Consider the following 20,998-nt stretch of genomic DNA (forward strand, 5'->3'; position numbering starts at 1 on the left):
CCCCTGTAACCCACCCGAGGGGGGACCCGGGTGCCAGGCCTTCACGGGCCCGGCCCGACGGCAGGCTCCCGGGCACCCTCCCCTCGACAGGCTGTTTTCCATGGTTATGGGGAGACGACGCTTGCCGCCCACCCGGGCGCCCGGAGGCCCTGTACCCATGACCGTCGAAGCTGCCCCCCAGCGGGAAACCCACGCCTTCCAGGCGGAGATCAACCAGCTCCTCAGCCTGGTCATCAACTCGCTCTACAGCCACAAGGAGATCTTCCTGCGTGAGCTGGTGTCGAACGCGTCGGACGCGCTCGACAAGCTGCGCTTCCGCGCGATTACGGAGCCGGAGCTCCTGTCGGACGCGCCGGAGCTGGAGCTGCGCATCACCCCCGACGCGGAGAAGAACACGCTCACCATCGAGGACACCGGCATCGGCATGTCCCATGACGAGCTGGTGAAGAACCTGGGCACCATCGCCCACTCCGGCTCGCGCGAGTTCCTCCAGATGGCGACCCAGCGCGGGCAGAAGGACGTGCAGCTCATCGGCCAGTTCGGCGTGGGCTTCTACAGCGCGTACCTCGTCGCGGACCGGGTTGAAGTCGTCAGCCGCGCGGCGGGCAAGGACTCGCAGGCGTGGAAGTGGTCCTCGGAGGCCCACGGCTCCTTCACCGTGGAGCCCGCCGAGCGCGCCGCCCGGGGCACCGCCGTCATCCTCCACCTGAAGGAGGACCAGAAGGAGTTCCTGGACGAGTGGCGGGTGCGCTCGCTGATTACGCAGTACTCCGACTACGTGGGCCACCCCATCAAGCTCCAGGTGAAGAAGACCACCGGGACGGGGGACGACGCGAAGACGGAAGTCGCCCTGGAAGTGGTGAACAAGGCGAGCGCGCTGTGGCAGCGCTCGAAGAGCGAAATCACCGACGAGCAGTACCAGGAGTTCTACAAGCACCTGACCCACGACTGGGACGTGCCGCTGGCGTGGACGCACTTCAGGGCGGACGGCAACCAGCAGTTCACCGGGCTGCTCTTCGTGCCGAAGAACCCGCCGTTCGACTTGAACGCGCAGCAGCAGCGCGGGGTGCGGCTGTTCGTCAAGCGCGTGTTCATCATGGACCGCTGCGAGGAGCTGGTGCCGCAGTGGCTGCGCTTCGTGCGCGGCGTCATCGACTCGGATGACCTGCCCTTGAACGTGTCGCGCGAGCTGCTCCAGGACTCGCAGGTGGTGCGCGCCATCCGCAAGCACGTGGTGAAGAAGTCGCTGGACCTCCTGGAGAAGCTGGCCAAGGACAAGCCCGAGGACTACACGGCGTTCTGGAAGTCGTTCGGCACGGTGCTCAAGGAGGGTCTGGCCACCGAGGCCGAGCACAAGGACAAGCTGGGCGGCCTCCTGCGCTACGAGAGTTCGCGCGAGGAGGGGCTGACGTCGCTTTCGGACTACGTGTCGCGCATGAAGGAGGGCCAGGAGGCGCTCTATTACATGTACGGCGAGTCCCGGAAGGCGGTGGAGGACAGCCCGCACCTGGAGGCGCTGAAGCAGCGCGGCTACGAGGTCCTCTTCATGACGGACCCGGTGGACGAGTGGGCCGCGCAGGGGCTGCGCGAGTTCCAGGGCAAGCCGCTGGTGTCCGCGCTCCAGGCGGACCTGAAGCTGCAGTCCACCGACGAGCAGAAGAAGGAGCACGAGCAGAATTCGGAGGGGCTGAAGGGACTCACCGCGAAGATGAAGGACGTGCTGCAGGACTCGGTGCGCGAGGTGCGCGTGTCGGACCGGCTCACGGACTCGCCGGTGTGCCTCGTGGTGCCGGAGGGCGGCTCGCCGGCGTACCTGGAGCGGCTGCTCCAGCAGCGGGGCAAGGGGATGCCGCGCGTGAAGCGCATCCTGGAGGTCAATCCCAAGCACCCGGTCATCGAGCACCTGAAGGCCGTGCACGAGAAGGACCCCGCGCAGGCGCAGGTGTCCGAGTGGATTGAACTCTTGCATGACCAGGCGCTGCTCACCGAGGGCAGCACCATCTCCGACCCGAACCGCTTCGCGCGTCGGCTGACGTCGCTGCTGACGCAGGTGGCGGGGCTGGCCGCGAAGGCGCCGGTGCCCGAGGTTCCGGCCCCGGCGGTGCCCACGCAGGCCGCGAGCTGACGGCGGCGGCCATGGACCTCCGCCCTGCTTATCCGGGGCTGGAGGTCCGTGGCGGGACTGTTCCGCCGACGTCTGGTGGACAGCGCTGGTGACCTTTCGCGCAAATCGAGGCCGCGGCATTAGACAGCCTTGTGAGTGATAGGGAATGATGGCCGGATGTCCCAGACCTCCTTCGCCGTCTTCACTTGCGACATCCTTCCGACGGCGGCCCCCTCGGCGCGCGCCGCCATCCAGGGAGTGGTCCGAGCCGAGCTCAGCAAGCCCCGCCGGCGCGTGCGTCAGCCGCTCGGCAACCAGTGGCTGGTGCGCTTCGATGACGGGGGCTTCAACGCCTTCGTCCTGGTGATGAGCACGCTGCGCGCGCGCCACCCGGATGCCTTCCGCTATCTGGTGGTGGGCTGGAATGACATGGGCTCGGTGGCGCTCTATCCGCTGGGTGGCGCGGCGCCCACGACGCTCAGCCTCGTGACGGCGATGGCGGCCGTGGCCTCTGGCGCGGATGAGCTGGCGGCGCCATTGCTCCTGGCCTCGGGGCCGCTGACCGCGGAGTCGTTCCCCTTGCAGTGGACGGAGGAGGCCGGCGCCGCGGAGGACCTGCTGGGTGCGCCGCCGCCCCGGGCGAAGCGAGCTGCCGCGACGGGCCCCCGGCGAACGGTGACGCGTGCCAGGACGGCGCCCGTGGCTCCGGCGGCGAGCGTCGCCGTGCCGGTCACCGCCAGCGTGGCGGTGGTGCGGGAAGTGGCGCCCGTCGCGAAGGCTCCCGTGGCGCCCACCGTGAGCGAGGCTCCGGCGAGTGTGGACGAGGAGACGAAGGGCCGTGCGCGCAAGAACGCCCGTCGCAAGGTGGGAAGCGGCAAGGCGCGTGGGAAGCAGGCCGCGAAGCGCGCAGGTGCGAAGGCGGGTGGCAAGAGCGCCGCGAAGGCACCTCGTGCGGAGCGCGCGGCCGAGGCCGCGAAGCGGCGGCGTCCTACCGCGACCAGCAAGCGGTCCGGGGGAGCCCTCAGCCGCAAGCGGCGCGGTGCGACGGTGAGCGCCAAGCGCTCCACGTCGGTCAAGGCGACGCGAGGTGCCGCGGCGAAGGCCAAGGCGCCCAAGGCCCCTCGCGGGGCGGCGAAGCGCAAGGGCAAGAACCGCGCTCGCTGAGCCGAAGCCTGAACGCCGCGCTCGTCGATTCGAGATGGAGCGCGGCGCTCGCTGAGCCGAAGCCTGAACGCCGCGCTCGTCGATTCGAGATGGAGCGCGGCGCTCGCTGGGCCGCGGCATGAGCCCATGCGCGCGGAGATGTGGCTGAACACGGTGCTCGCCTCGCAAGCGCGGTGCCCACCGTGCGCGCTGCCCCCCGCTACGAGTACAGCCCCAGGTCCGTGAGCACGGCCTCGGCCGCGCGTCGCCCCGAGCCCAGCGCGCCATGGATGGACGCGCTGTCCCGATGGTCACCGCACACGTAGAGCCCGGGTGACAGTCGGACCGGACGGTGCGGAGGCTCCAGCGCCTCCACCGTCTGCGCGGGCAACGCGAACGGCAGCGAGTACGTCCGCAAATGCCGCCACTCCGCCACGCCCGCGCCAAACCACTCCTTCAATTCCTCGCACACCCGCGCGCGCAGCGCCTCCCCATCCGAGGACACGCCCAGCACCGACACGGACACGAGGGACTGTCCGCGCGGCGCATACGCCGGAGAGACCTCGCTCATCATCGCCACGTTGTTCACCACGCCCCGCCCCTCGCCGTTGAGCACCAACCAGGGCCCCTCCACCGGAGGCGCGGGCGCGGCGAAGTAAAGACACGTCACCGCGTTCATCATCGGCACCGGCATGCCGGGCAGCAGCCGCGCCGCGGCCGGCGGGTCCGCGGCCACCACCACCGCCTGCGCGCCCACCATCTCCCCGTCCGCCAACCGCGCCCGGTGGCCCCACACCTCCGCCACGGGTGCGTGTCCACGCAGGCACCCGGGAGGCAGCTTCGCGGCGAGCTGCTCGGGAATCGCACCCATCCCCTGCTCCGGCACGCCCGCGTCCCCCGAGGAGAACATGCGGAAGACGAACTCGAGGAACCTGCTGGACGTCATCAGCGAACGGTCCAGGAAAACGCCCGCCAGGAAGGGCCGCAAGAAGCCCTCCACCATCTCCTCCGTGAAGCCCAGCTCCTCCAGGTAGCGCCGCGACGTGCGCTGGGGACGCAGCCACACGTCCACCTCCTCGCCCGAGCGCGCCAGCTGCCGCAGCTCCAACACCCGCAGCTTGTCCCAGAAGGTGCCGACCGAACCGAACAGATGGGCGAGCGCCGTCACGGGCTGCCGCAGCGGGTCCACCACCGTGTGCAGCCGCCCGCCCCGCCACACCTTTGCTCCGGGCATGAAGCAATGGAGCTTCAGCGCCTCGACATCCAGTATCCGCTGAGCTTCCGGATAGGCCGTGAGGTACACCTGGAATCCCCGGTCGAGCAGGAAACCCTCGTGCACGTCGGTGCGCACGCGGCCACCCGGTTCCGCCCCGGCCTCCAGGAGCATCACTTTCAAGCGGGATTGGACGAGCGCTCGCGCGCACGCCAGCCCCGAGAGTCCCGCGCCCACGACGATGACGTCCGGGTTCGACACGTGCTCTCCCACATCCGCGCTGGCCCCCCTTCATGCTGGGTCGCCTGGAGCGCGAGCCGCAAGTGGCACTGTCGTCCGGGTTGCTCGCGAGCGAACACTGTGCGGAACTGGCAGGCGAGGTTTCGAAACCTCGAGGCCTCACAACGCCGGCTTCCCGGCGTCAATTAGCGGAGAGAAAGCGGGTATCCCCATGTTGATCGTGATGCGACCAGACGCGACGGCCCAGGACATCGAGCGTGTGAACGACGAGATCCGCCGTCGTGGCTGGCAACCGCACGCGATTCCAGGGGGCACTCGCACGGCCATCGGCATCACCGGCAACCCCGGTGCGGTGGAACCCGAACCCTTCCGAGTGCTGCCCGGCGTCGCGGACGCGGTCTCCATCTCCCAGCCCTTCAAGCTCGTCAGCCGCGAGGTGAAGCCGGAGGACACGCAGCTGCGCGTGGGTGACCTCACCATCGGCGGCGCGTCGTTCCACGTCATCGCCGGCCCGTGCTCGGTGGAGTCGCGTGAGCAGATTCTCTCCACCGCGCACGCGGTGAAGAAGGCGGGCGCCACCATGCTGCGCGGTGGAGCGTTCAAGCCGCGCACCAGCCCCTATGAGTTCCAGGGCCTCAAGGGTGACGGACTGGCGCTGCTCATGGAGGCGCGCAAGGAGACGGGCCTGCTCGTCACCACCGAGGTGAAGGACACCGCGACGCTGGACGCGGTCGACGAAGCCACGGACATCCTGCAGATTGGCGCGCGCAACATGCAGAACTTCAGCTTGCTGGAGGCGGTGGGCGAGCGCCGCAAGCCGGTGCTGCTCAAGCGCGGCATGTCCGCCACCATCAAGGAGCTGTTGATGGCGGCCGAGTACATCGTCGCCCGAGGCAACACCCAGGTCATCCTCTGCGAGCGCGGCATCCGCACGTTCGAGACGATGACGCGCAACACGTTGGACTTGAACGCCGTGCCCATGCTCAAGCAGCTCTCGCACCTGCCCGTCTTCGTGGACCCCTCGCACGGCATCGGCGTGCGCAAGGCGGTGCCGGCGATGATGCGGGCGGCGGTGGCGGTGGGGGCGGACGGCATCATCGTCGAAGTGCACCCGGACCCGCCGCGCGCGAAGTCGGATGGAGCCCAGTCGTTGGACTTCCCCGAGTTCGAGAAATCCATGCACGAAGTGCGAGCGATTGCGCGGGCGATGGGCCGCGAAGTCGTGTCGCTGGGATAGGCGATGACACTCAAGGAAGCGCTGGGCAAGGTGGTGGGCCGGCGCGACCTCACCCGCGAGGAGATGGCCCGGGTCATGGGCCTGATGCTCGCGGGAGAGGCATCGCCTGCTCAAGTGGGGGCGCTGGCGACGGCGCTCAAGATGAAGGGGGAGACGGAGGACGAAATCCTCGGCGCGGCGGAGGCGATGCGGGCCTGCGCGGCGAAGCTGTCTCCCCGGGCGGAAGTGGTGCTCGACACCTGCGGTACCGGGGGTGATGGGGCGCACACCTTCAACATCTCCACCGCGGTGGCCTTCGTGGCCGCCGGGGCGGGGGTGACGGTGGCCAAGCATGGCAACCGCGCCGTCTCCAGTCGGTGTGGCAGCGCGGACGTGCTCGCCGCGCTGGGGGTCTCCATGGAGCGCCCGCATGAGCGCGTGGCGCTCGACATCGACGAGCACGGGGTGGGCTTCCTCTTCGCGCCCTCGCATCACAGCGCGCTGAGGCACGTGGCCCAGGCGCGGCGGGACATGGGCTTTCACAGCATGTTCAACCTGCTGGGTCCGCTGACCAACCCGGCCGGCGCGCGCTATCAGTTGCTGGGCACCTTCGACGGCAAGCGCGTGGAGCAGACCGCGCGCGTGCTGGGACGACTGGGCAGCCGGCGCGCGTGGGTGGTGCACGGCCACGACGGGCTGGACGAAATCTCGCCCTGCTCCCCCACCGAGGTGGCGGAGCTGCGAGAGGACGGCACGGTGCGAGTGTTCACCGTGAGGCCCGAGGACGCGGGGCTGGACCTGGTGCCTCGCGAGGCCATCGCCGGCGGCGACGCGGACGAGAACGCGCAGCGGCTGCGCGCGCTTTTGGCCGGCGAGCGCTCCGGGCTGCGCACGGCGGTGCTGCTCAACGCCGCGGCGGCGCTGGTGGTGGTGGGCATGGTGTCGGACCTGCGCGAGGGCGTGCGGAAGGCGGAGCACGCCATCGACTCAGGGGCGGCGGCGCGCAAGCTGGCTTCGCTCATCCACGGGGCCGTGTCGTGAGCGGGGCACATTCAGGAAGTGCGTCTCCGGCCGCGCCGGGGACGCTGGACCTCATCATGGCGCGCAAGCGACGGGAGCTGGCCCAGCGGCCTCCCCTGTCGCCGCGCGCGCGTCCCGAGCCACGTGACTTCGCGGACGCGCTTCTGAGACGAGCACCGGGGCGCCTGGTGAGTGTCATCGCGGAGGTGAAGCGCAAGAGCCCCTCGGGCGGCGCGTTTCCCCACGCGGACGTGGTGGCGGTGGCGCGGGCCTACGAGGCCGCGGGGGCGAGCGCCATCAGCGTGCTCACGGACGGGCCGGACTTCGGCGGCGCGCTGGAGGACCTCGTCGCGGTGCGAGCGGCGGTGTCGGTGCCCGTGCTGCGCAAGGACTTCCTCGTCGCCGCGCGCGAGGTGGAGGAAAGCGCCCTGTGGGGAGCGGACGCGGTGCTGCTCATCGCGGATGCGCTGGAGGATGGCGAGCTGCGGGAGATGCTCGCCACGGCGCGCGCGGTGAAGGTGGCGGCGCTGGTGGAGGCTCACACGGAGGCGCACGCCGAGCGAGCCCTGGCGGCGGGCGCGGAGCTGGTGGGCATCAACAACCGGGACCTGGCCACGTTGAAGACGGACGTGGGCACGGCGTTGCGGGTGATGCCTCGGCTTCGGACTCGCGCTCGGGTCCTGGTGGCCGAAAGCGGGCTCAAGTCCGTGACGGAGCTGGTGTTGGCGCGTGAGGCCGGAGCTGACGCGGTGCTGGTGGGTGAGTCGCTCTTGCGCGACGCGAACCCTGGACGGGCGCTGCGGCGGCTGCTCGGCGAGGAAGGCCTGTCACCGTGAGCGTTCGGGTGAAGGTCTGTGGTGTCACCCGGCTGGAGGATGCTCGAGGCGCGTGGGAGGCGGGCGCGGATGCGCTCGGGCTCAACTTCTACGCGCGCTCTCCCCGGTGCGTGGACGTGGCCACGGCGGCGGCGCTGGCGCGGACCCGGCCGCCGCTGGGCGCGGTGGTGGGCGTGTTCGTCAACGCCTCGCCGGACGACATCCGGGCGAAGGTGCGGGAGTGCGGCCTCACGGCGGTGCAGCTCCATGGGGACGAGCCTCCGGAGGCCTGCTCGGGGTACGGGGTGCCGGTCATCAAGGCGCTTCGCGTGCAGGGGCCGGATGATGTGGCGCGGGCTCGGACGTATCTGCGAGTGGGAGACGTGGCCGGGCTGCTGTTGGACGGGGCGGCGCCGGGGTATGGCGGAGGCGGCGTGGGCTTCGACTGGTCGCTGGTGGCGGGGCTGTCCGGGCATGGCGTGCCGGTGTTGGTGGCGGGTGGATTGAAGCCCTCCAACGTGGCGGAGGCGGTGCGCGCGACGCGGCCGTATGGAGTGGACGTGGCCAGCGGGGTGGAGTCGGCCCCCGGCATCAAGGACATGGACGCGGTGCGCGCCTTCGTGCGGGCCGCGAAGTCCATCAACCTCTGGGAGTGACAGGGATGAACACGGAGACTGCCGCCGGTCGCTTCGGGCGCTTCGGCGGGCGCTACGTGCCGGAGACGCTCGTCCCGGCGCTGATGGAACTGGAAGAGGCGTACGCGGCGGCTCGCGCGGACCCGACGTTCGACGCGGAAGTGGCGCGGGTGCTGCGCGAGTTCGTGGGCAGGCCCACGACGCTGACGCCCGCGCGCCGGCTGACCGAGGCATGGGGGGGCGCGCACGTCTGGCTCAAGCGCGAGGACCTGGCGCACACGGGCGCGCATAAAATCAACAACACCGTGGGTCAGGTGTTGCTCGCGTTGCGCATGGGCAAGAAGCGCATCATCGCGGAGACGGGCGCGGGCCAGCACGGCGTCGCGACGGCCACCGCGTGCGCGCTCTTCGGCCTGCCGTGCGAGGTGTACATGGGCGCGCTGGATGTGGAGCGGCAGGCGCTCAACGTCTTCCGGATGCGCGCGCTGGGCGCGGTGGTGCGCCCCGTGGAGTCGGGCTCGCGGACGCTGAAGGACGCGATGAACGAGGCCATGCGCACCTGGGTGTCGCAGGTATCGGACACGCACTACGTCATCGGCAGCGCGGCGGGGCCGCATCCGTATCCGACGGTGGTGCGCGACTTCCAGGCCATCATCGGCAAGGAGCTGCGCACGCAGGCGCAGGCCGCCTTCGGGAAGCTGCCGGATGCGATTGTGGCGTGCGTGGGTGGCGGTTCGAATGCGATTGGCGTGCTGCATCCGTTCATCGGCGACGCGAGCGTCCGGCTCATCGGCGTGGAGGCGGGAGGCCATGGGCTGGACTCGGGTCAGCATGGTGCGTCGCTGACGCTGGGTTCGGAGGGCGTGTTGCACGGCTCGCGCTCGCTGGTGTTGCAGGACGGGGACGGACAGATTCAGGAGGCGCACAGCATCTCGGCGGGCCTGGACTATCCGGGCGTGGGGCCGGAGCTGGCGCATCTGGCGAAGACGGGGCGCATGGAAGTGCGCACCGCCACGGACGACGAGGCGCTGGCGGCGTTCTACGAGGTGGCCCGGATGGAGGGCATCCTCCCCGCGCTGGAGACGTCGCATGCGTTCGCGCGAGGCAGGGAACTGGCGCGGGAGCTGGGCGTGGGTAGGTACCTGGTCATCAACTGCTCGGGCCGAGGGGACAAGGACGTCGCGACGATTTCCGCGCGAGGCGTCCCGCCCGCGGTGGGGGTGAAGGCGTGAGCGGCGATATCGCGAAGGCGTTCGCACGGGCGAAGGCGCGGGGCGAAGGCGCGCTGGTGGCGTACGCCATGGCGGGGGACCCGGACCTGCCGCGCTCGGTGGACGTGTTCACCGCGCTGGTGGAGGGTGGCGCGGACATCGTCGAGGTGGGCGTGGCGTTCAGCGACCCCATCGCCGACGGGCCCGTCATCCAGGGAGCCGCTGAGCGCGCGCTGAAGGCGGGCTCCACGCTGAAGCGCGTGCTGGAGGAGGTGGTGCCGGAGGTGCGTCGGCGCTGCCCGGAGACGCCGCTGGTCATCATGACGTACGTCAACGTCATCATGGCGATGGGTGAGGAGCGCTTCGCGAAGCTGGCGCGTGAGCGCGGCGTGTCGGGAGCCATCCTTCCGGACCTGCCGCCCGAGGAGAGCGGGAGCCTGCGCGCCACGTTCGACGCGGCGGGCGTGGACCTGATTCCGCTGTGCGCGCCGACGACGCCGCGAGCGCGAGCGGAGGCCATCGCGAAGGACGCGCGCGGCTTCGTGTACTGCGTGTCGGTGGCGGGCGTGACGGGCATGCGCGCCGAGCTGCCGCCGGACCTGTCGCAGCGGTTGGACCTGGTGCGCAACGCTTCGCCGGTGCCGGTGGTCGCGGGCTTCGGCATCTCCAGCGCGGACCAGGCGCGGACATTGTCGGCGCATGCGGACGGCGTGGTGGTGGGCAGCGCCATCGTCCGGGCCGCGCATGCTGATGGGCCTCAGGCCGCCAAGGCGCTCTGCGCTGAAATCAAGCGCGGCCTGAAGCGCTGAGCGAAGAGGCTTCGGTACGAGGGAGAACGGCGCGAGGAACCCGTCCTCGCAGCGCCTCTCTCGTACCGCACGCGAAGCTATCGGAACGCGTCACCCTGGACCATCTGCATGGCGGAGGGCGCGCACCTGCCATGTAGGAATCGTGATGGGACCGTGAGGAACCCCAAGCCCTCGCCATGTCTCATGACGGCCTTTCCGACGGAGTTGGAGAGGAGTCCTTCATGAGATGTGGCAACTGGGCCGGAGTGATGGCGACGGCGCTGTTTACGGCGAGCCCCACGCACGCGCAGATGGAACCACAAGCAGTCTCCCCACTGGCGTGCCTGCTTACGGCATCGCATGGGGCGCTCCGAATCCACTTCGAAATCAATCGCTGTTACGACAGCGAGTCGGGGACGGTGAACCTCATCCTGACGCCCTTCGTGGCGAAGATTGAAGGAGGATACGACTCGGGGCTCTACTTCAGCCTCCGAGTGTCACAGCGGACGCTCTCACCCATCGCCGGATACCAGATGGTCCGCGAGTTGGTGGATGCAGCCACCCAGCAAGAGACAGCGCCCGATTGCGGAGACAATGGGAGCTATCGGGCGGCCCTTGAGTGGAGCTGCGATACCCGGAGCACCGCCGGCTGGCAGACCACTGCGCTTAGCGCCCCCACTTGCTACGCGGACATCTTTCCTGACCTCCCCTATGGGACCGCTACGCACAAGGGGACCGCCGTGGACACGAAAGCGGAGGAGCCGTTCTACATGCGCGCCTACGGCATCCATCGCGTTGCGAACCGGATGCTCCAGGAGGCACTGCGCTAAAGCGGGCCCGGCGCACCTCAAGGAGAGGCCGAGCGAGCCTTCTCCCAGATGGCCCGGTAGTCATACGTCGGGTAGAACTCCGTGCGGAACGCGCCCCACGCGCCCTTCTCGAACGCGAGGTTCACCTCGCGCAGTTTCTCGGGAGGAAGCCGCACGGTGACGACCTGTCCCACGCCCATCATCACGTACCAGGACACCACCTCCACGCCGGGAGGCGGGAAGCTCTTGCGAAAGCCCGTGCGGTCCAAATGCGCGTTGATCTCCTCCAGCGTCTTGCCCTGGTCGTGCTTCATGAAGATGGTCAGCAACATCGTGCCATCCGTGCTGGCCCCCTTCCCCGCTGGAGCCTGCGCATGTCCCGGCAGCGCCAGTGTCGAGGCCAGGAGCAACGCGAGGACGGTGGAAGCATGGGGCAACGGGCGAAGGTGACGCATGCGTGACTCCTCGGGAGCAACGTGAATCACCCCAGGGTGCGGTGGACGACGCACGGGTTCAAGCCTCGCGCGTCCGTCGTTGGACAGCGGACCAGATGAAGCGCGCGCCTGGGACGGCGTGGATGGCACAATCCGACCAATGAAAACGCGGGGTCCGCAGGTGGTGCTCGTCCGTCACGGAGAGACGGCATGGAGCCGCAGTGGCCAGCACACGGGGCGCACGGACGTCCCGCTGCTGGAGGAGGGTCGGAAGATGGCGGCGCTGCTCGGCGCCCCCCTGCGCGCCTGGACCTTCTCCCAGGTGTGGAGCAGCCCCCTGAGCCGAGCCTTCGAGACCTGCGCGCTGGCCGGCTACGGCGACGCGGCCCAGCGGCGTGATGACCTCATGGAGTGGGACTACGGCGACCACGAGGGCCGCACCGGCGCGGAGATTCGCGTGGAACACCCCGGCTGGACGGTGTGGAAGGACGGAGTGCCCCACGGCGAGACAGTGCAACAGGTGGGCGCTCGCGCGGACCAGGTCATCGCCGATGCCCGCGAGGAGAAGGGAGACATCCTCATCTTCTCCCACGGCCACTTCCTGCGCGTGCTCGCCTCGCGCTGGCTGGGCCTCCCGCCGGATGATGGCCGACTGTTCCTCTTGAGCACCGGCTCCATCAGCGTGCTCGGCTCCGACGGAGATGCCGCCCAGCCGGCACTCGCCGGCTGGAACGACACCACCCACCTCAAGGGGTGAGCCACGCCACGCGGCGCGGGCTCAGCACTCTCCGCAGCTCAGCACGGAACCACTGCTCGTCTGCTCGTAGTCCGTGCACGAGGCGCCCGCCGGATTGAAGCACACGCGATAGCGCTCCTGCGCGCCCATGAGCGCGGGGTTGGGCTCGCGGTAGAGGATGCCGCAACACGGGGGCAGCAGCTCCGCGCCGTCCTTCGCGGGAGGCGCCTCGGCGGCGACGCCATTCGGACAGCCCCAGGGGTCCTCCTCGCAGACCCAGCGCGTGCCACAGGCGGAATTGAGGCCGCAGTAGCTACCACCCACGGAGTACCAGGGAGACCAGTTCGCGCAGGAGTCGTAGCCCGGGCACATGCCCAGCGCCGAGTCCACGCTGGACAGCTCCATCTCCTCCACTGGTACGCCCTGTCCACCTTCCGCGGACGACGCGCCTCCGCACGCGCCCAGCATCAGCGCGCCGAACACCACGGCAAGACCGCGCAACACCACGCTTCGGTTTCTCATCGAGGCTCCCTTCCGGCGCCGACCCCGGGAGGGGGCCTCGGTCGCCGGAAGGGCGATGCTACGCATGCGGGTTTCCACGCCCTGGAGCCCTGCTTCGTCGCAATCCAGACAGAGTCAGTCGAGCGACAATGACCCAGCCCCACAGGGCGATTCCCTTCTCTACAGGCGCCCCTCCAGGAAGTTCTTCACCAGGGTGGGTCCCTCGGGAGTCAGCACGCTCTCCGGATGGAACTGGAAGCCCACCACGGGCTTCTCGCGGTGGCGCAGCGCCATGACGAGCCCGTCCTGGCTCCACGCGATGGGCTCCAGTTCGGACGGCAGCGAGGACGCCTCCACGATGAGCGAGTGGTAGCGCGCGGCCTGGAACCCCTGGCTCGCGCCGGTGAAGACACCCGAGCCTCCGTGCTGGATGCGCGCGGACTTGCCGTGCACCGGCTCCGGTGCGCGTATCACCTTGCCGCCAAAGGCCGCGCCAATGGACTGATGTCCCAGGCACACGCCCAGCACCGGCACGCGGGACTGGGCAATCGCGGCCACGCTGATTCCGGCCTCGTGCGGCGTGCAGGGGCCCGGGGAAATCACCAGATGTGACGCCCCCTGGGCCGCGACGCCCGCGATATCGAGCGTGTCATTGCGCACCACCTTCACCTCGGCGCCCAGCGTGTAGAGGAGCTGGACGAGGTTGAAGGTGAATGAGTCGTAGTTGTCGATGACGAGAATCATCGGCCACCTCCCTCACGAGCCAGCCGGAGCGCGGCGGCCATGGCACCCGCCTTGGCCTCCGTCTCATCGGCTTCCTTCGACGGCACCGAGTCCGCCACCAGTCCCGCGCCCGCGGTCCACATGGTCCGGTCTCCATCCACGAAGAAGGTGCGCAAGGCGATGGCCACATCCAGCGTGCCGCAGAAGGACAGGTAGCCCACCGCGCCCGAGTAGGGCCCGCGCCGCTGCACCTCCAACTCGTCGATGATCTGCATCGCGCGAATCTTCGGCGCGCCGGATACGGTGCCAGCGGGGAAGGTGCTGGCCAGCGCATCGAGCGCGTCGAACTTCGAGTCCAGCTTCCCGCGCACCTGCGAGACGATGTGCATCACGTGGCTGTAGCGCTCGATGACCATCAGGTCCTCGACGCGCACCGAGCCCGGCGCCGCCACGCGACCCACGTCATTGCGGCCCAGGTCCACCAGCATGATGTGCTCGGCGCGTTCCTTCTCGTCCGCGAGCAGCTCCTTCTCCAACGCCAGGTCCTCCGCCTCGGAGGCTCCGCGCCGCCGCGTGCCGGCGATGGGGCGCACCACCACGTCCCCGTCGCGCACCTGCACGAGCAGCTCCGGCGATGCACCCACCAGCGCGCGCGCCTCGCCCAGCTCCACCAGGAACAGGTACGGCGAGGGGTTCACGCGCCGCAGCGCGCGGTAGAGCGACAAGGGAGGAGGCGCGCCTCGCGACTCGAAGCGTCGCGCGAGCACCACCTGGAAGATGTCGCCCGCGCGGATGTATTCCTTGGAGCGCTCCACCGCGGCCTCGTAGCTGGCGCGGTCCCAGCAGGCCACGGGCTCCCCATCGCCCTTCATGCGAGGCGAAGGTGCATAGGCCTCCGGAGGCAGCGGCTTGAGGAGTCGCTCGGCCATGGACTGCGCGCGGTCCTCCGCGTCCTTCAGCGCGACGGCCACGCTGGCATGCAGCGAGGGCCGGGCGATGGCGGTGACCTTGAGCGTCCCCGTGCGCGAGTCGTGGGTGACGAAGTCCTCGGAGATGAGCCACTCGGAGTCCGGAAAGGACGTGTCGCGAGGGTGCCGGTCCGGAACGGTGGGCTCCATCCACGAGACGCAGTTGTAGTCCATGTACCCCACGAGCCCGCCGAGGAACGGCGCCTCACCCGGGAGCCGGGCCACCGCGAGCTCACGCCACAAGGAGCGCAGCACGTCCATCGGCTTGCCGTCGCGCCGCTCCTCGCGCGAGCCACGCCACACGGTGGCGCCGTGCGCGTCCAGGCGCACGCGACCCGCGGCGTGGGTGCCCACGTGGCTGTAGCGCCCGAAGCGCTCGCCGCCGTAGCACGACTCGAGGATGAAACCGCGCGAGCCTCCGCCCAGCTTCAGATACGCCGACAGCGGCGTGTCGAGGTCCGCCGGCAACTCCACCGAGACCGGCACTGCCTCGCCCTGCTCCGCGCGCTGGCGGTAGGCCGCCTTCCGCTCCTGTGCATCCATGGTCATGACCTCTCCCCCACTACCGCATTGTCTCCGTCCTCCAGACGACCGAGGACTTCGCTCCGGGTGGCGACTCCCGCGCGACCTTCAAGCGCACGCAAGCCGCGCCCCCGCGGCGCGGTCCTCGGTGTAGCGCGGCGGACGTGTCCCGGCGAGGACCATCAGCGAGCCCCTGGGCCGCCATTCCCGGTGAAGCCGTCAAGGCGGGGAGTGATGACCGGGCGGCTGGCGACCATCCCAGGAACCAGGGCGGGTAAGAGGCCTGCGCACCCCGGTGGTCGCGCTCGGAAGCCCTCGTTATTTCTGAAGGACCGTGGACGCCTCCGTCTCCTTCCAGGCCCGAAGGCCGCTCGTCACAGTGACGCCCCACGGGCTCTATTGTGAGCCTGGAGGTTTCCACATCGACCCCTGGCGTCCGGTGGAACGGGCGCTCATCACCCATGCGCATGGGGACCACGCGCGCTCGGGCCACCAGCGATACCTGGGCACCCGAGCGGGCGAGGCCCTGCTGCGACGTCGAGTGGGCGCCGACTCACACATCGACACCCTGGAGTATGGCGAGTCGCTGAAGCTCGGCGACGTCACCGTGAGCTTCCACCCGGCGGGCCACGTGTTGGGGAGCGCGCAGGTTCGCCTTGAGCACCAGGGCGAGGTGTGGGTCGTCTCTGGCGACTACAAGCGCGCGGCGGACCCGACGTGCGCGCCCTTCGAGGTGGTGCGCTGCCACACCTTCATCACCGAGGCGACGTTCGGCCTGCCCATCTTCCGCTGGGACGATGCGCGCGAAGTGGCGGAGGACATGCTGCGGTGGTGGGACGCGAATCGCGCGGTGGGACGCTCGGCGGTGCTGTTCTGCTACGCCCTGGGCAAGGCCCAGCGAATCCTCGCGGAGCTGGCGCGACTGACGGACCGGACCGCCTTCATCCATGGCGCGCTGCATGGGTTGGTGGAGTCCTACCGGGACGCGGGCGTGAAGATGCTGCCCACGCAGCTCGTATCGGAGGTGGAGAAGGGCACGTCCTTCGCGGGCGCGCTGGTGCTGGCGCCTCCGAGCGCGGGCGGCTCCACCTGGATGCGGCGGTTCGGCGAGGCGGAGACAGGCTTCGCTTCGGGCTGGATGCGCGTGCGCGGCAACAGGCGGCGACGAGGCTTCGACCGGGGCTTCGTGCTGTCGGACCACGCGGACTGGCCCGCGCTGCTGCGCACGGTGGCGGACACAGGCGCGGAGCGGGTGCTGACGACACACGGCTCCGCCGAGCCCCTGGCGCGCTACCTCCGCGAGCAAGGCGTGGACGCATCCCCACTGGCGACCCCCTTCGAGGGCGAGGCGGAGGACTGACCCATGCGACGACTCGCGGACCTGTACGAGCGCCTGGACCAGACCACCTCCACGAACGCGAAGGTGGAGGCCCTCACGCGCTACTTCCAGGAAGCGCCTCCCGAAGACGCCGCGTGGGCGCTGTACTTCCTCACGGGACAGAAGCTGAAGCGACTGCTCACCACGAAGCAGCTGGTGGGATGGACGCAGGAGCTGACGGACATTCCCGACTGGCTGTTCGCGGAGGTGTACGCGTCCGTCGGGGACCTGGCGGAAGTCATCGCCCTGCTGCTGGACAACCTGGAACGACCGAGCACACCGGAAGAGCTCCCGCTGTCGCTATGGCTCACCCAGCGACTCATGCCCCTGCGTGAGCTGGAGGTATCAGCGCAGCGCGAGCAGGTGGTGTCCTGGTGGCGGTCGATGCCCCGGCGCGAAGTCTTCCTGTTGAACAAGATGCTCACCGGGGAGCTGCGCGTGGGCGTCTCATCCACCCTGGTGGTTCGAGCACTCGCGAAGGTGGCGGGACTTCCCGCGCCGGACGTCGCGCACCGGTTGATGGGGACCTGGACGCCCTCGAAGGAGTTCTTCCAGCAGCTCGTCTCGCCGGACGTCTCGGATGGGCACCATTCGCGCCCGTATCCGTTCTATCTGGCGTCTCCCCTGGAGCAACCGCCGGAGTCCCTGGGCGACCTCTCCGAGTGGCTGGTCGAATGGAAGTGGGATGGCATTCGAGGCCAGCTCATCCATCGGCGGGGCGACGTCTATCTCTGGAGTCGGGGAGAGGAGCTCATCACCGACCGCTTCGCCGAAATCACCGACGCGGCGAAGGCCCTCCCCGAAGGCACGGTGCTGGACGGCGAGGTGTTGGCGTACGAGGACGGCAAGCCCCTGCCCTTCGCGCGGCTCCAGCGTCGAATCGGTCGGCAGAAGCTGACGCCCCGGGTGCTCGCGGAGGCTCCCGCCGCGTTCATCGCGTACGACCTGCTGGAACAGGACGGACAGGACTTGCGGGCACTGCCGCTGCGCGAGCGTCGCGAGCGACTGGCCTCGCTGCTGAAGCACCATCCCGCCTTCCCACTGTCCCCCGCCGTGGAGGCGTCCTCGTGGGAGGCCCTGGCGCACACGCGAAGCGAGGCACGTGAGCGGAACGTCGAGGGCTTCATGCTCAAGCGTTCGAGCTCCGCGTACCTCACGGGGCGCAAGCGTGGCGATTGGTGGAAGTGGAAGATCGACCCGTTCACCGTGGACGCGGTGCTGCTCTACGCTCATCCGGGACACGGCCGACGCTCCTCGCTGTACACCGACTACACCTTCGCCGTGTGGAACGGCACGGACCTGCTGCCGGTGACGAAGGCGTATTCGGGCCTCACGGACGAAGAGATTGGCCGACTGGACCGGTGGATTCGCGCGCACACGCGCGAGAAGTTTGGACCGGTGCGTTCGGTGGAGCCCGAGCAGGTCTTCGAGCTGCACTTCGAGGGCATCCAGAAGTCACCCCGCCACAAGTCGGGCGTCGCGCTGCGCTTCCCTCGCATCGCCCGCTGGCGCACGGACAAGAAACCGGGGGACGCCGACTCGCTGGACTCGCTCAAGGAGCTGCTCCATGCCGGCGCGTAGGTCGCCCTCGCTCCGAGCCCAGCTCCAGGCCAGGAGAAAGGCACTCCATGGCGACACGACCTCGACTCCCGCGACCCCGAGGAGGAAGAAACCTCGCCCAGGAGCGCGCTCACCTCCGGCCGTGAGAAGCCCTCCCATGGAGCGACTTCGCGGCTGGTTCACGTCGAAGGGTTGGTCGCCCTATGCCTTCCAGGAGGAAGCCTGGGCCGCGTATGCGCGCGGGGACAGTGGGCTCATCCACGTCCCCACTGGCGCGGGGAAGACGTACGCCGCCTATCTCGCGCCGCTGGCGGAAGTGGCCGAGCACGGAGAGAAGGGGCTCCAGCTTCTCTACGTGACGCCGCTGCGCGCGGTGTCACGCGACGTGGAGCAGGCCCTTCGCGAGCCGCTGAGCGTGCTGGATGCGGACCTCGAAGTGGAGAGCCGCACCGGAGACACCTCCTCCTCGGTGCGACAGCGACAACGGCAGCGCCTTCCCGAAGTGCTCATCACCACACCGGAGTCGCTCTCGGTGATGTTGTCGAACGAGCGCGCACCGGAGCTGTTCTCCTCGCTGCGCGCCGTCATCGTGGACGAGTGGCACGAGCTGCTTGGCTCCAAGCGAGGCACGCAGACGGAGCTCGCCCTGGCGCGATTGAGAGGCTTCGCGCCACGCATGCGCACCTGGGCGCTGTCCGCCACGCTGGCCAACCTGGAGCAAGCCGCCCGACACGCGGTCGGCACCCGCTTCCACCCCACCCTCGTCAGCGCGGACCTGGAGCGCCCGGTGGACGTGGAGACATTGCTGCCGGACGAGGTGGACACCTTTCCATGGGCGGGACATCTGGGCTTCACCATGCTGGCCCGCGTCGCCGCGCGATTGGACCCGGCGCAATCCACGCTCATCTTCACCAACACGCGCTCCCAGGCGGAGCGTTGGTTCGAGGGCCTGCGCTTCGCGCGTCCCGAGTGGGAACACCTGCTCGCGCTGCACCATGGGTCCATTGACCGTGACGAGCGGGAGCGCGTGGAGCGTGGCCTCAAGGACGGCTCCCTGCGCATCGTCGTGTGTACCTCGTCGCTGGACCTGGGCGTGGACTTCGGCCCCGTCGAGCGAGTGGTGCAGGTGGGCAGCCCCAAGGGCATCGGTCGAACGCTCCAGCGCGCGGGACGCGGAGCCCACCGTCCCGAGGCCACATGCAACATCCTCTTCGTTCCCACGCACGCACTCGAGCTGGTGGAGATGGCCGCCGCCCGAGAGGCCCTCGCACGCAAGGAAGTCGAGCCGCGCGAGCCTCCCAACAAGCCCTTGGACGTGCTGGCCCAGCATCTGGTGACGTGCGCGCTCGGAGGCAGCTTCACCCGAGAAGCCCTGCGCCATGAGGTGCGCGGCGCCGCGGCCTACGCGGACCTCACCGATGAGGAGTTCGACTGGACGCTCACGCTGGTCCGTGAAGGCGGCCCCACGCTGACCGCCTACCCGGAGTTCCGCCGCGTCGAGGAGCACGAGGGACGCTTCGTCGTGAAGGACGCCCGCGTCGCCCGGCTGCACCGCCTCAACATCGGAACCATCAGCTCCGACGCCGTGGTGGAGCTGCGATACTGGAGCGGGGGCCGGTTGGGCAGCGTGGAGGAGTCCTATGTCAGCCGGCTGCGCCCGGGAGACACCTTCCAGTTCGCCGGAAAGAAGCTGGAGCTCGGCCGACTCCAGGGGCTCACCGCGTATGTGCGGCCCGCGAAATCGAAGGTGACGCGAACCCCGCGCTGGGGCGGCAGTCGCCTTCCACTGTCCACCTCACTGGCCGCCGCCGTCCGCCGCACCCTCGACTCCGCGCGCCACGGCGACGTCACCTCCGACGAGCTCGCCGCCGCATGGCCCATCCTGGAGGCCCAGGAGCGACTGTCACGCATCCCCGCTGCGGGCTCGCTGCTGGTGGAGGTGTGTCAGACGCGCGACGGGCATCACCTCTTCCTCTATCCCTTCGAGGGACGGCGGGTGCACGAAGGACTCGCGGCCCTGCTCGCCCTGCGGCTGACGCGGCTCCAGAAGGCCACCTTCAGTGTGTCCGTGAATGACTACGGCCTGGAGTTCCTCAGCCCCGCACCCTTTCCCTTCGAAGAAGCCCTGCGCCCCCGCCTCTTCACGCGCGAGCGCCTGGTGGAAGATGTCCTCGAGAGCGTCAACGTGGGCGAGCTGACGAAGCGTCAGTTCCGGGACATCGCCCGCGTTGCGGGCCTGGTGCTGCCCGGGCTCCCCGGAGCGCGCAAGTCCACGCGGCAGGTACAGACGAGCGCCGCCCTCCTCCATGATGTCTTCGCCCGCTATGACCCGGGGCACCTGCTGCTCACCCAGGCCCGCCGCGAGGTTCTGGAGCAGCAGTTCGAGCAGGGCCGCCTGGAGCACGCGCTGGAACGCCTGGAGTCGAGCCCCCTGGAGCTGCTCCATGTCCGGAGGCCCACGCCCCTGGCCTTTCCGCTCGTCGTCGAGCGCATCAGCGCGAGCCTCTCCAGCGAGTCCGTGCTGGAGCGGGTGGAGCGCATGAAGGAGCGATGGACGCGAGACGATGCCAGGTCCGCGTAGGCGGCACCCCGCTGGAGCTTCTTCCAGAGCGAGCCCTGCACTGGCCCGAAGCCCGCACGCTCGCGGTGGCCGACCTGCACTGGGGCAAGACGGAGAGCTTCCAGCAACACGGCATCCCCCTTCCCCTGGGGGTGCTCGAGGACGACCTGGCCCGCCTGTCCTCGGCGCTCACCACCACGGGCGCCCGTCGGTTGCTCATCCTGGGAGACCTCGTCCACTCCAGGGAAGGCCTCACCCCCGCGCTCGTCCGGAGGCTCGCGGACTGGCGCGCCTCCCACGCCGACGTGGAGCTGGTGCTGGTCCGGGGCAACCATGACCTCCGCGCGGGACCCCTGCCCGCGGAGTGGCACCTGGACGTCCACGAGTCCCACCTGGATGAGGGCCCCTTCCGCTTCGCCCAC

At 69.6% G+C, this 20,998-nt stretch carries 19 protein-coding genes; 14 read left to right on the forward strand and 5 right to left on the reverse strand.

Annotation, left to right across the window (positions count from 1 at the left end):
• Positions 1-157: 157 nt before the first annotated feature.
• Positions 158-2,125: a molecular chaperone HtpG gene (gene htpG, locus HR086_RS29095; RefSeq protein WP_174467264.1), complete on the forward strand. Its 1,968-nt coding sequence runs from the start codon at positions 158-160 to the stop codon at positions 2,123-2,125.
• A gap of 156 nt (positions 2,126-2,281) precedes the next feature.
• Positions 2,282-3,268: a hypothetical protein gene (locus HR086_RS29100; protein ID WP_174463180.1), complete on the forward strand. Its 987-nt coding sequence runs from the start codon at positions 2,282-2,284 to the stop codon at positions 3,266-3,268.
• 199 nt (positions 3,269-3,467) lie between these two features.
• Here HR086_RS29100 and HR086_RS29105 read toward each other — a convergent pair whose 3' ends face one another.
• Complete coding sequence (locus HR086_RS29105; protein ID WP_174457619.1) at positions 3,468-4,721, reverse strand: NAD(P)/FAD-dependent oxidoreductase; 1,254 nt, start codon at positions 4,719-4,721, stop codon at positions 3,468-3,470.
• Positions 4,722-4,911: 190 nt separating this feature from the next.
• On the opposite strand from HR086_RS29105, the gene aroF reads away from it, so the two are divergent.
• The 7 genes from aroF to HR086_RS29140 all read left to right on the forward strand — a co-directional run bounded on the left by aroF (position 4,912) and on the right by HR086_RS29140 (position 11,215).
• Positions 4,912-5,937, forward strand: coding sequence for a 3-deoxy-7-phosphoheptulonate synthase (gene aroF, locus HR086_RS29110; protein ID WP_141648895.1), 1,026 nt, complete (start codon positions 4,912-4,914; stop codon positions 5,935-5,937).
• Between the two features lie 3 nt (positions 5,938-5,940).
• Positions 5,941-6,957 (forward strand): anthranilate phosphoribosyltransferase, encoded by a 1,017-nt coding sequence (gene trpD / locus HR086_RS29115; RefSeq protein ID WP_174457620.1) that lies wholly within the window; start codon positions 5,941-5,943, stop codon positions 6,955-6,957.
• Between the two features lie 56 nt (positions 6,958-7,013).
• Positions 7,014-7,772, forward strand: coding sequence for an indole-3-glycerol phosphate synthase TrpC (locus HR086_RS29120; RefSeq protein ID WP_174463179.1), 759 nt, complete (start codon positions 7,014-7,016; stop codon positions 7,770-7,772).
• Complete coding sequence (locus HR086_RS29125; RefSeq protein WP_174457622.1) at positions 7,769-8,407, forward strand: phosphoribosylanthranilate isomerase; 639 nt, start codon at positions 7,769-7,771, stop codon at positions 8,405-8,407. Before HR086_RS29120 ends, HR086_RS29125 begins: the two co-directional genes overlap by 4 nt.
• Before the next feature lie 5 nt (positions 8,408-8,412).
• A complete protein-coding gene (gene trpB / locus HR086_RS29130; protein ID WP_141647855.1) occupies positions 8,413-9,618 on the forward strand; it encodes a tryptophan synthase subunit beta in 1,206 nt (401 codons plus the stop codon).
• Entirely contained in the window at positions 9,615-10,406 is a 792-nt protein-coding gene (gene trpA, locus HR086_RS29135; protein WP_174463178.1) for a tryptophan synthase subunit alpha, read from the forward strand. Before trpB ends, trpA begins: the two co-directional genes overlap by 4 nt.
• Before the next feature lie 221 nt (positions 10,407-10,627).
• Positions 10,628-11,215, forward strand: coding sequence for a hypothetical protein (locus HR086_RS29140; RefSeq protein WP_174467265.1), 588 nt, complete (start codon positions 10,628-10,630; stop codon positions 11,213-11,215).
• Between the two features lie 17 nt (positions 11,216-11,232).
• Here the strand turns inward: HR086_RS29140 and HR086_RS29145 are convergent, their stop codons facing one another.
• Positions 11,233-11,649, reverse strand: a complete 417-nt coding sequence (locus HR086_RS29145; RefSeq protein WP_174467266.1) for a hypothetical protein — start codon at positions 11,647-11,649, stop codon at positions 11,233-11,235.
• Between the two features lie 139 nt (positions 11,650-11,788).
• On the opposite strand from HR086_RS29145, the gene HR086_RS29150 reads away from it, so the two are divergent.
• Positions 11,789-12,385, forward strand: coding sequence for a histidine phosphatase family protein (locus tag HR086_RS29150; RefSeq protein ID WP_174463177.1), 597 nt, complete (start codon positions 11,789-11,791; stop codon positions 12,383-12,385).
• A 21-nt stretch (positions 12,386-12,406) separates the two neighbouring features.
• On the opposite strand, the gene HR086_RS29155 is transcribed toward HR086_RS29150, so the two are convergent.
• The 3 genes from HR086_RS29155 to HR086_RS29165 form a co-directional block, all read right to left on the reverse strand.
• Positions 12,407-12,886, reverse strand: a complete 480-nt coding sequence (locus tag HR086_RS29155) for a hypothetical protein (RefSeq protein ID WP_174463176.1) — start codon at positions 12,884-12,886, stop codon at positions 12,407-12,409.
• A 159-nt stretch (positions 12,887-13,045) separates the two neighbouring features.
• Positions 13,046-13,609, reverse strand: coding sequence for an aminodeoxychorismate/anthranilate synthase component II (locus HR086_RS29160; RefSeq protein WP_141647862.1), 564 nt, complete (start codon positions 13,607-13,609; stop codon positions 13,046-13,048).
• Entirely contained in the window at positions 13,606-15,099 is a 1,494-nt protein-coding gene (locus HR086_RS29165) for an anthranilate synthase component I family protein (RefSeq protein WP_141647867.1), read from the reverse strand. Before HR086_RS29165 ends, HR086_RS29160 begins: the two co-directional genes overlap by 4 nt.
• Positions 15,100-15,412: 313 nt before the next feature.
• Here HR086_RS29165 and HR086_RS29170 point away from each other — a divergent pair, with 313 nt between their 5' ends.
• The 4 genes from HR086_RS29170 to HR086_RS29185 all read left to right on the forward strand — a co-directional run.
• Positions 15,413-16,438 carry a ligase-associated DNA damage response exonuclease gene (locus HR086_RS29170; RefSeq protein WP_174467267.1) on the forward strand — a complete coding sequence of 342 codons (1,026 nt, stop codon included), beginning with the start codon at positions 15,413-15,415 and terminating at the stop codon, positions 16,436-16,438.
• Between the two features lie 3 nt (positions 16,439-16,441).
• On the forward strand, positions 16,442-18,037 hold the full coding sequence (locus tag HR086_RS29175) for an ATP-dependent DNA ligase (protein ID WP_174467268.1): 1,596 nt from the start codon (positions 16,442-16,444) through the stop codon (positions 18,035-18,037).
• A 136-nt stretch (positions 18,038-18,173) separates the two neighbouring features.
• The gene (locus HR086_RS29180; protein WP_254626510.1) at positions 18,174-20,597 is read left to right on the forward strand and encodes a ligase-associated DNA damage response DEXH box helicase; all 2,424 of its coding nucleotides are present in this window, start codon (positions 18,174-18,176) and stop codon (positions 20,595-20,597) included.
• On the forward strand, positions 20,567-20,998 hold a 432-nt coding region (locus HR086_RS29185), incomplete at its 3' end, for a metallophosphoesterase (protein WP_174467270.1). The genes HR086_RS29180 and HR086_RS29185, both read left to right, overlap by 31 nt.

Origin of the sequence: Myxococcus sp. CA039A, assembly GCF_013336645.1 — a bacterium.
Lineage (GTDB): Bacteria > Myxococcota > Myxococcia > Myxococcales > Myxococcaceae > Myxococcus > Myxococcus llanfairpwllgwyngyllgogerychwyrndrobwllllantysiliogogogochensis.

What these genes read in the sequence shown, in the direction of transcription:
- htpG (WP_174467264.1), top strand. Translation starts at nt 158, where the DNA reads ATGACCGTCGAAGCTGCCCCCCAGCGGGAAACCCACGCCTTCCAGGCG.
- HR086_RS29100 (WP_174463180.1), top strand. Translation starts at nt 2,282, where the DNA reads ATGTCCCAGACCTCCTTCGCCGTCTTCACTTGCGACATCCTTCCGACG.
- aroF (WP_141648895.1), top strand. Translation starts at nt 4,912, where the DNA reads ATGTTGATCGTGATGCGACCAGACGCGACGGCCCAGGACATCGAGCGT.
- trpD (WP_174457620.1), top strand. Translation starts at nt 5,941, where the DNA reads ATGACACTCAAGGAAGCGCTGGGCAAGGTGGTGGGCCGGCGCGACCTC.
- HR086_RS29120 (WP_174463179.1), top strand. Translation starts at nt 7,014, where the DNA reads ATGGCGCGCAAGCGACGGGAGCTGGCCCAGCGGCCTCCCCTGTCGCCG.
- trpB (WP_141647855.1), top strand. Translation starts at nt 8,413, where the DNA reads ATGAACACGGAGACTGCCGCCGGTCGCTTCGGGCGCTTCGGCGGGCGC.
- HR086_RS29140 (WP_174467265.1), top strand. Translation starts at nt 10,628, where the DNA reads ATGAGATGTGGCAACTGGGCCGGAGTGATGGCGACGGCGCTGTTTACG.
- HR086_RS29145 (WP_174467266.1), bottom strand. Translation starts at nt 11,649, where the DNA reads ATGCGTCACCTTCGCCCGTTGCCCCATGCTTCCACCGTCCTCGCGTTG.
- HR086_RS29150 (WP_174463177.1), top strand. Translation starts at nt 11,789, where the DNA reads ATGAAAACGCGGGGTCCGCAGGTGGTGCTCGTCCGTCACGGAGAGACG.
- HR086_RS29155 (WP_174463176.1), bottom strand. Translation starts at nt 12,886, where the DNA reads ATGAGAAACCGAAGCGTGGTGTTGCGCGGTCTTGCCGTGGTGTTCGGC.
- HR086_RS29160 (WP_141647862.1), bottom strand. Translation starts at nt 13,609, where the DNA reads ATGATTCTCGTCATCGACAACTACGACTCATTCACCTTCAACCTCGTC.
- HR086_RS29165 (WP_141647867.1), bottom strand. Translation starts at nt 15,099, where the DNA reads ATGGATGCACAGGAGCGGAAGGCGGCCTACCGCCAGCGCGCGGAGCAG.
- HR086_RS29175 (WP_174467268.1), top strand. Translation starts at nt 16,442, where the DNA reads ATGCGACGACTCGCGGACCTGTACGAGCGCCTGGACCAGACCACCTCC.
- HR086_RS29180 (WP_254626510.1), top strand. Translation starts at nt 18,174, where the DNA reads ATGGAGCGACTTCGCGGCTGGTTCACGTCGAAGGGTTGGTCGCCCTAT.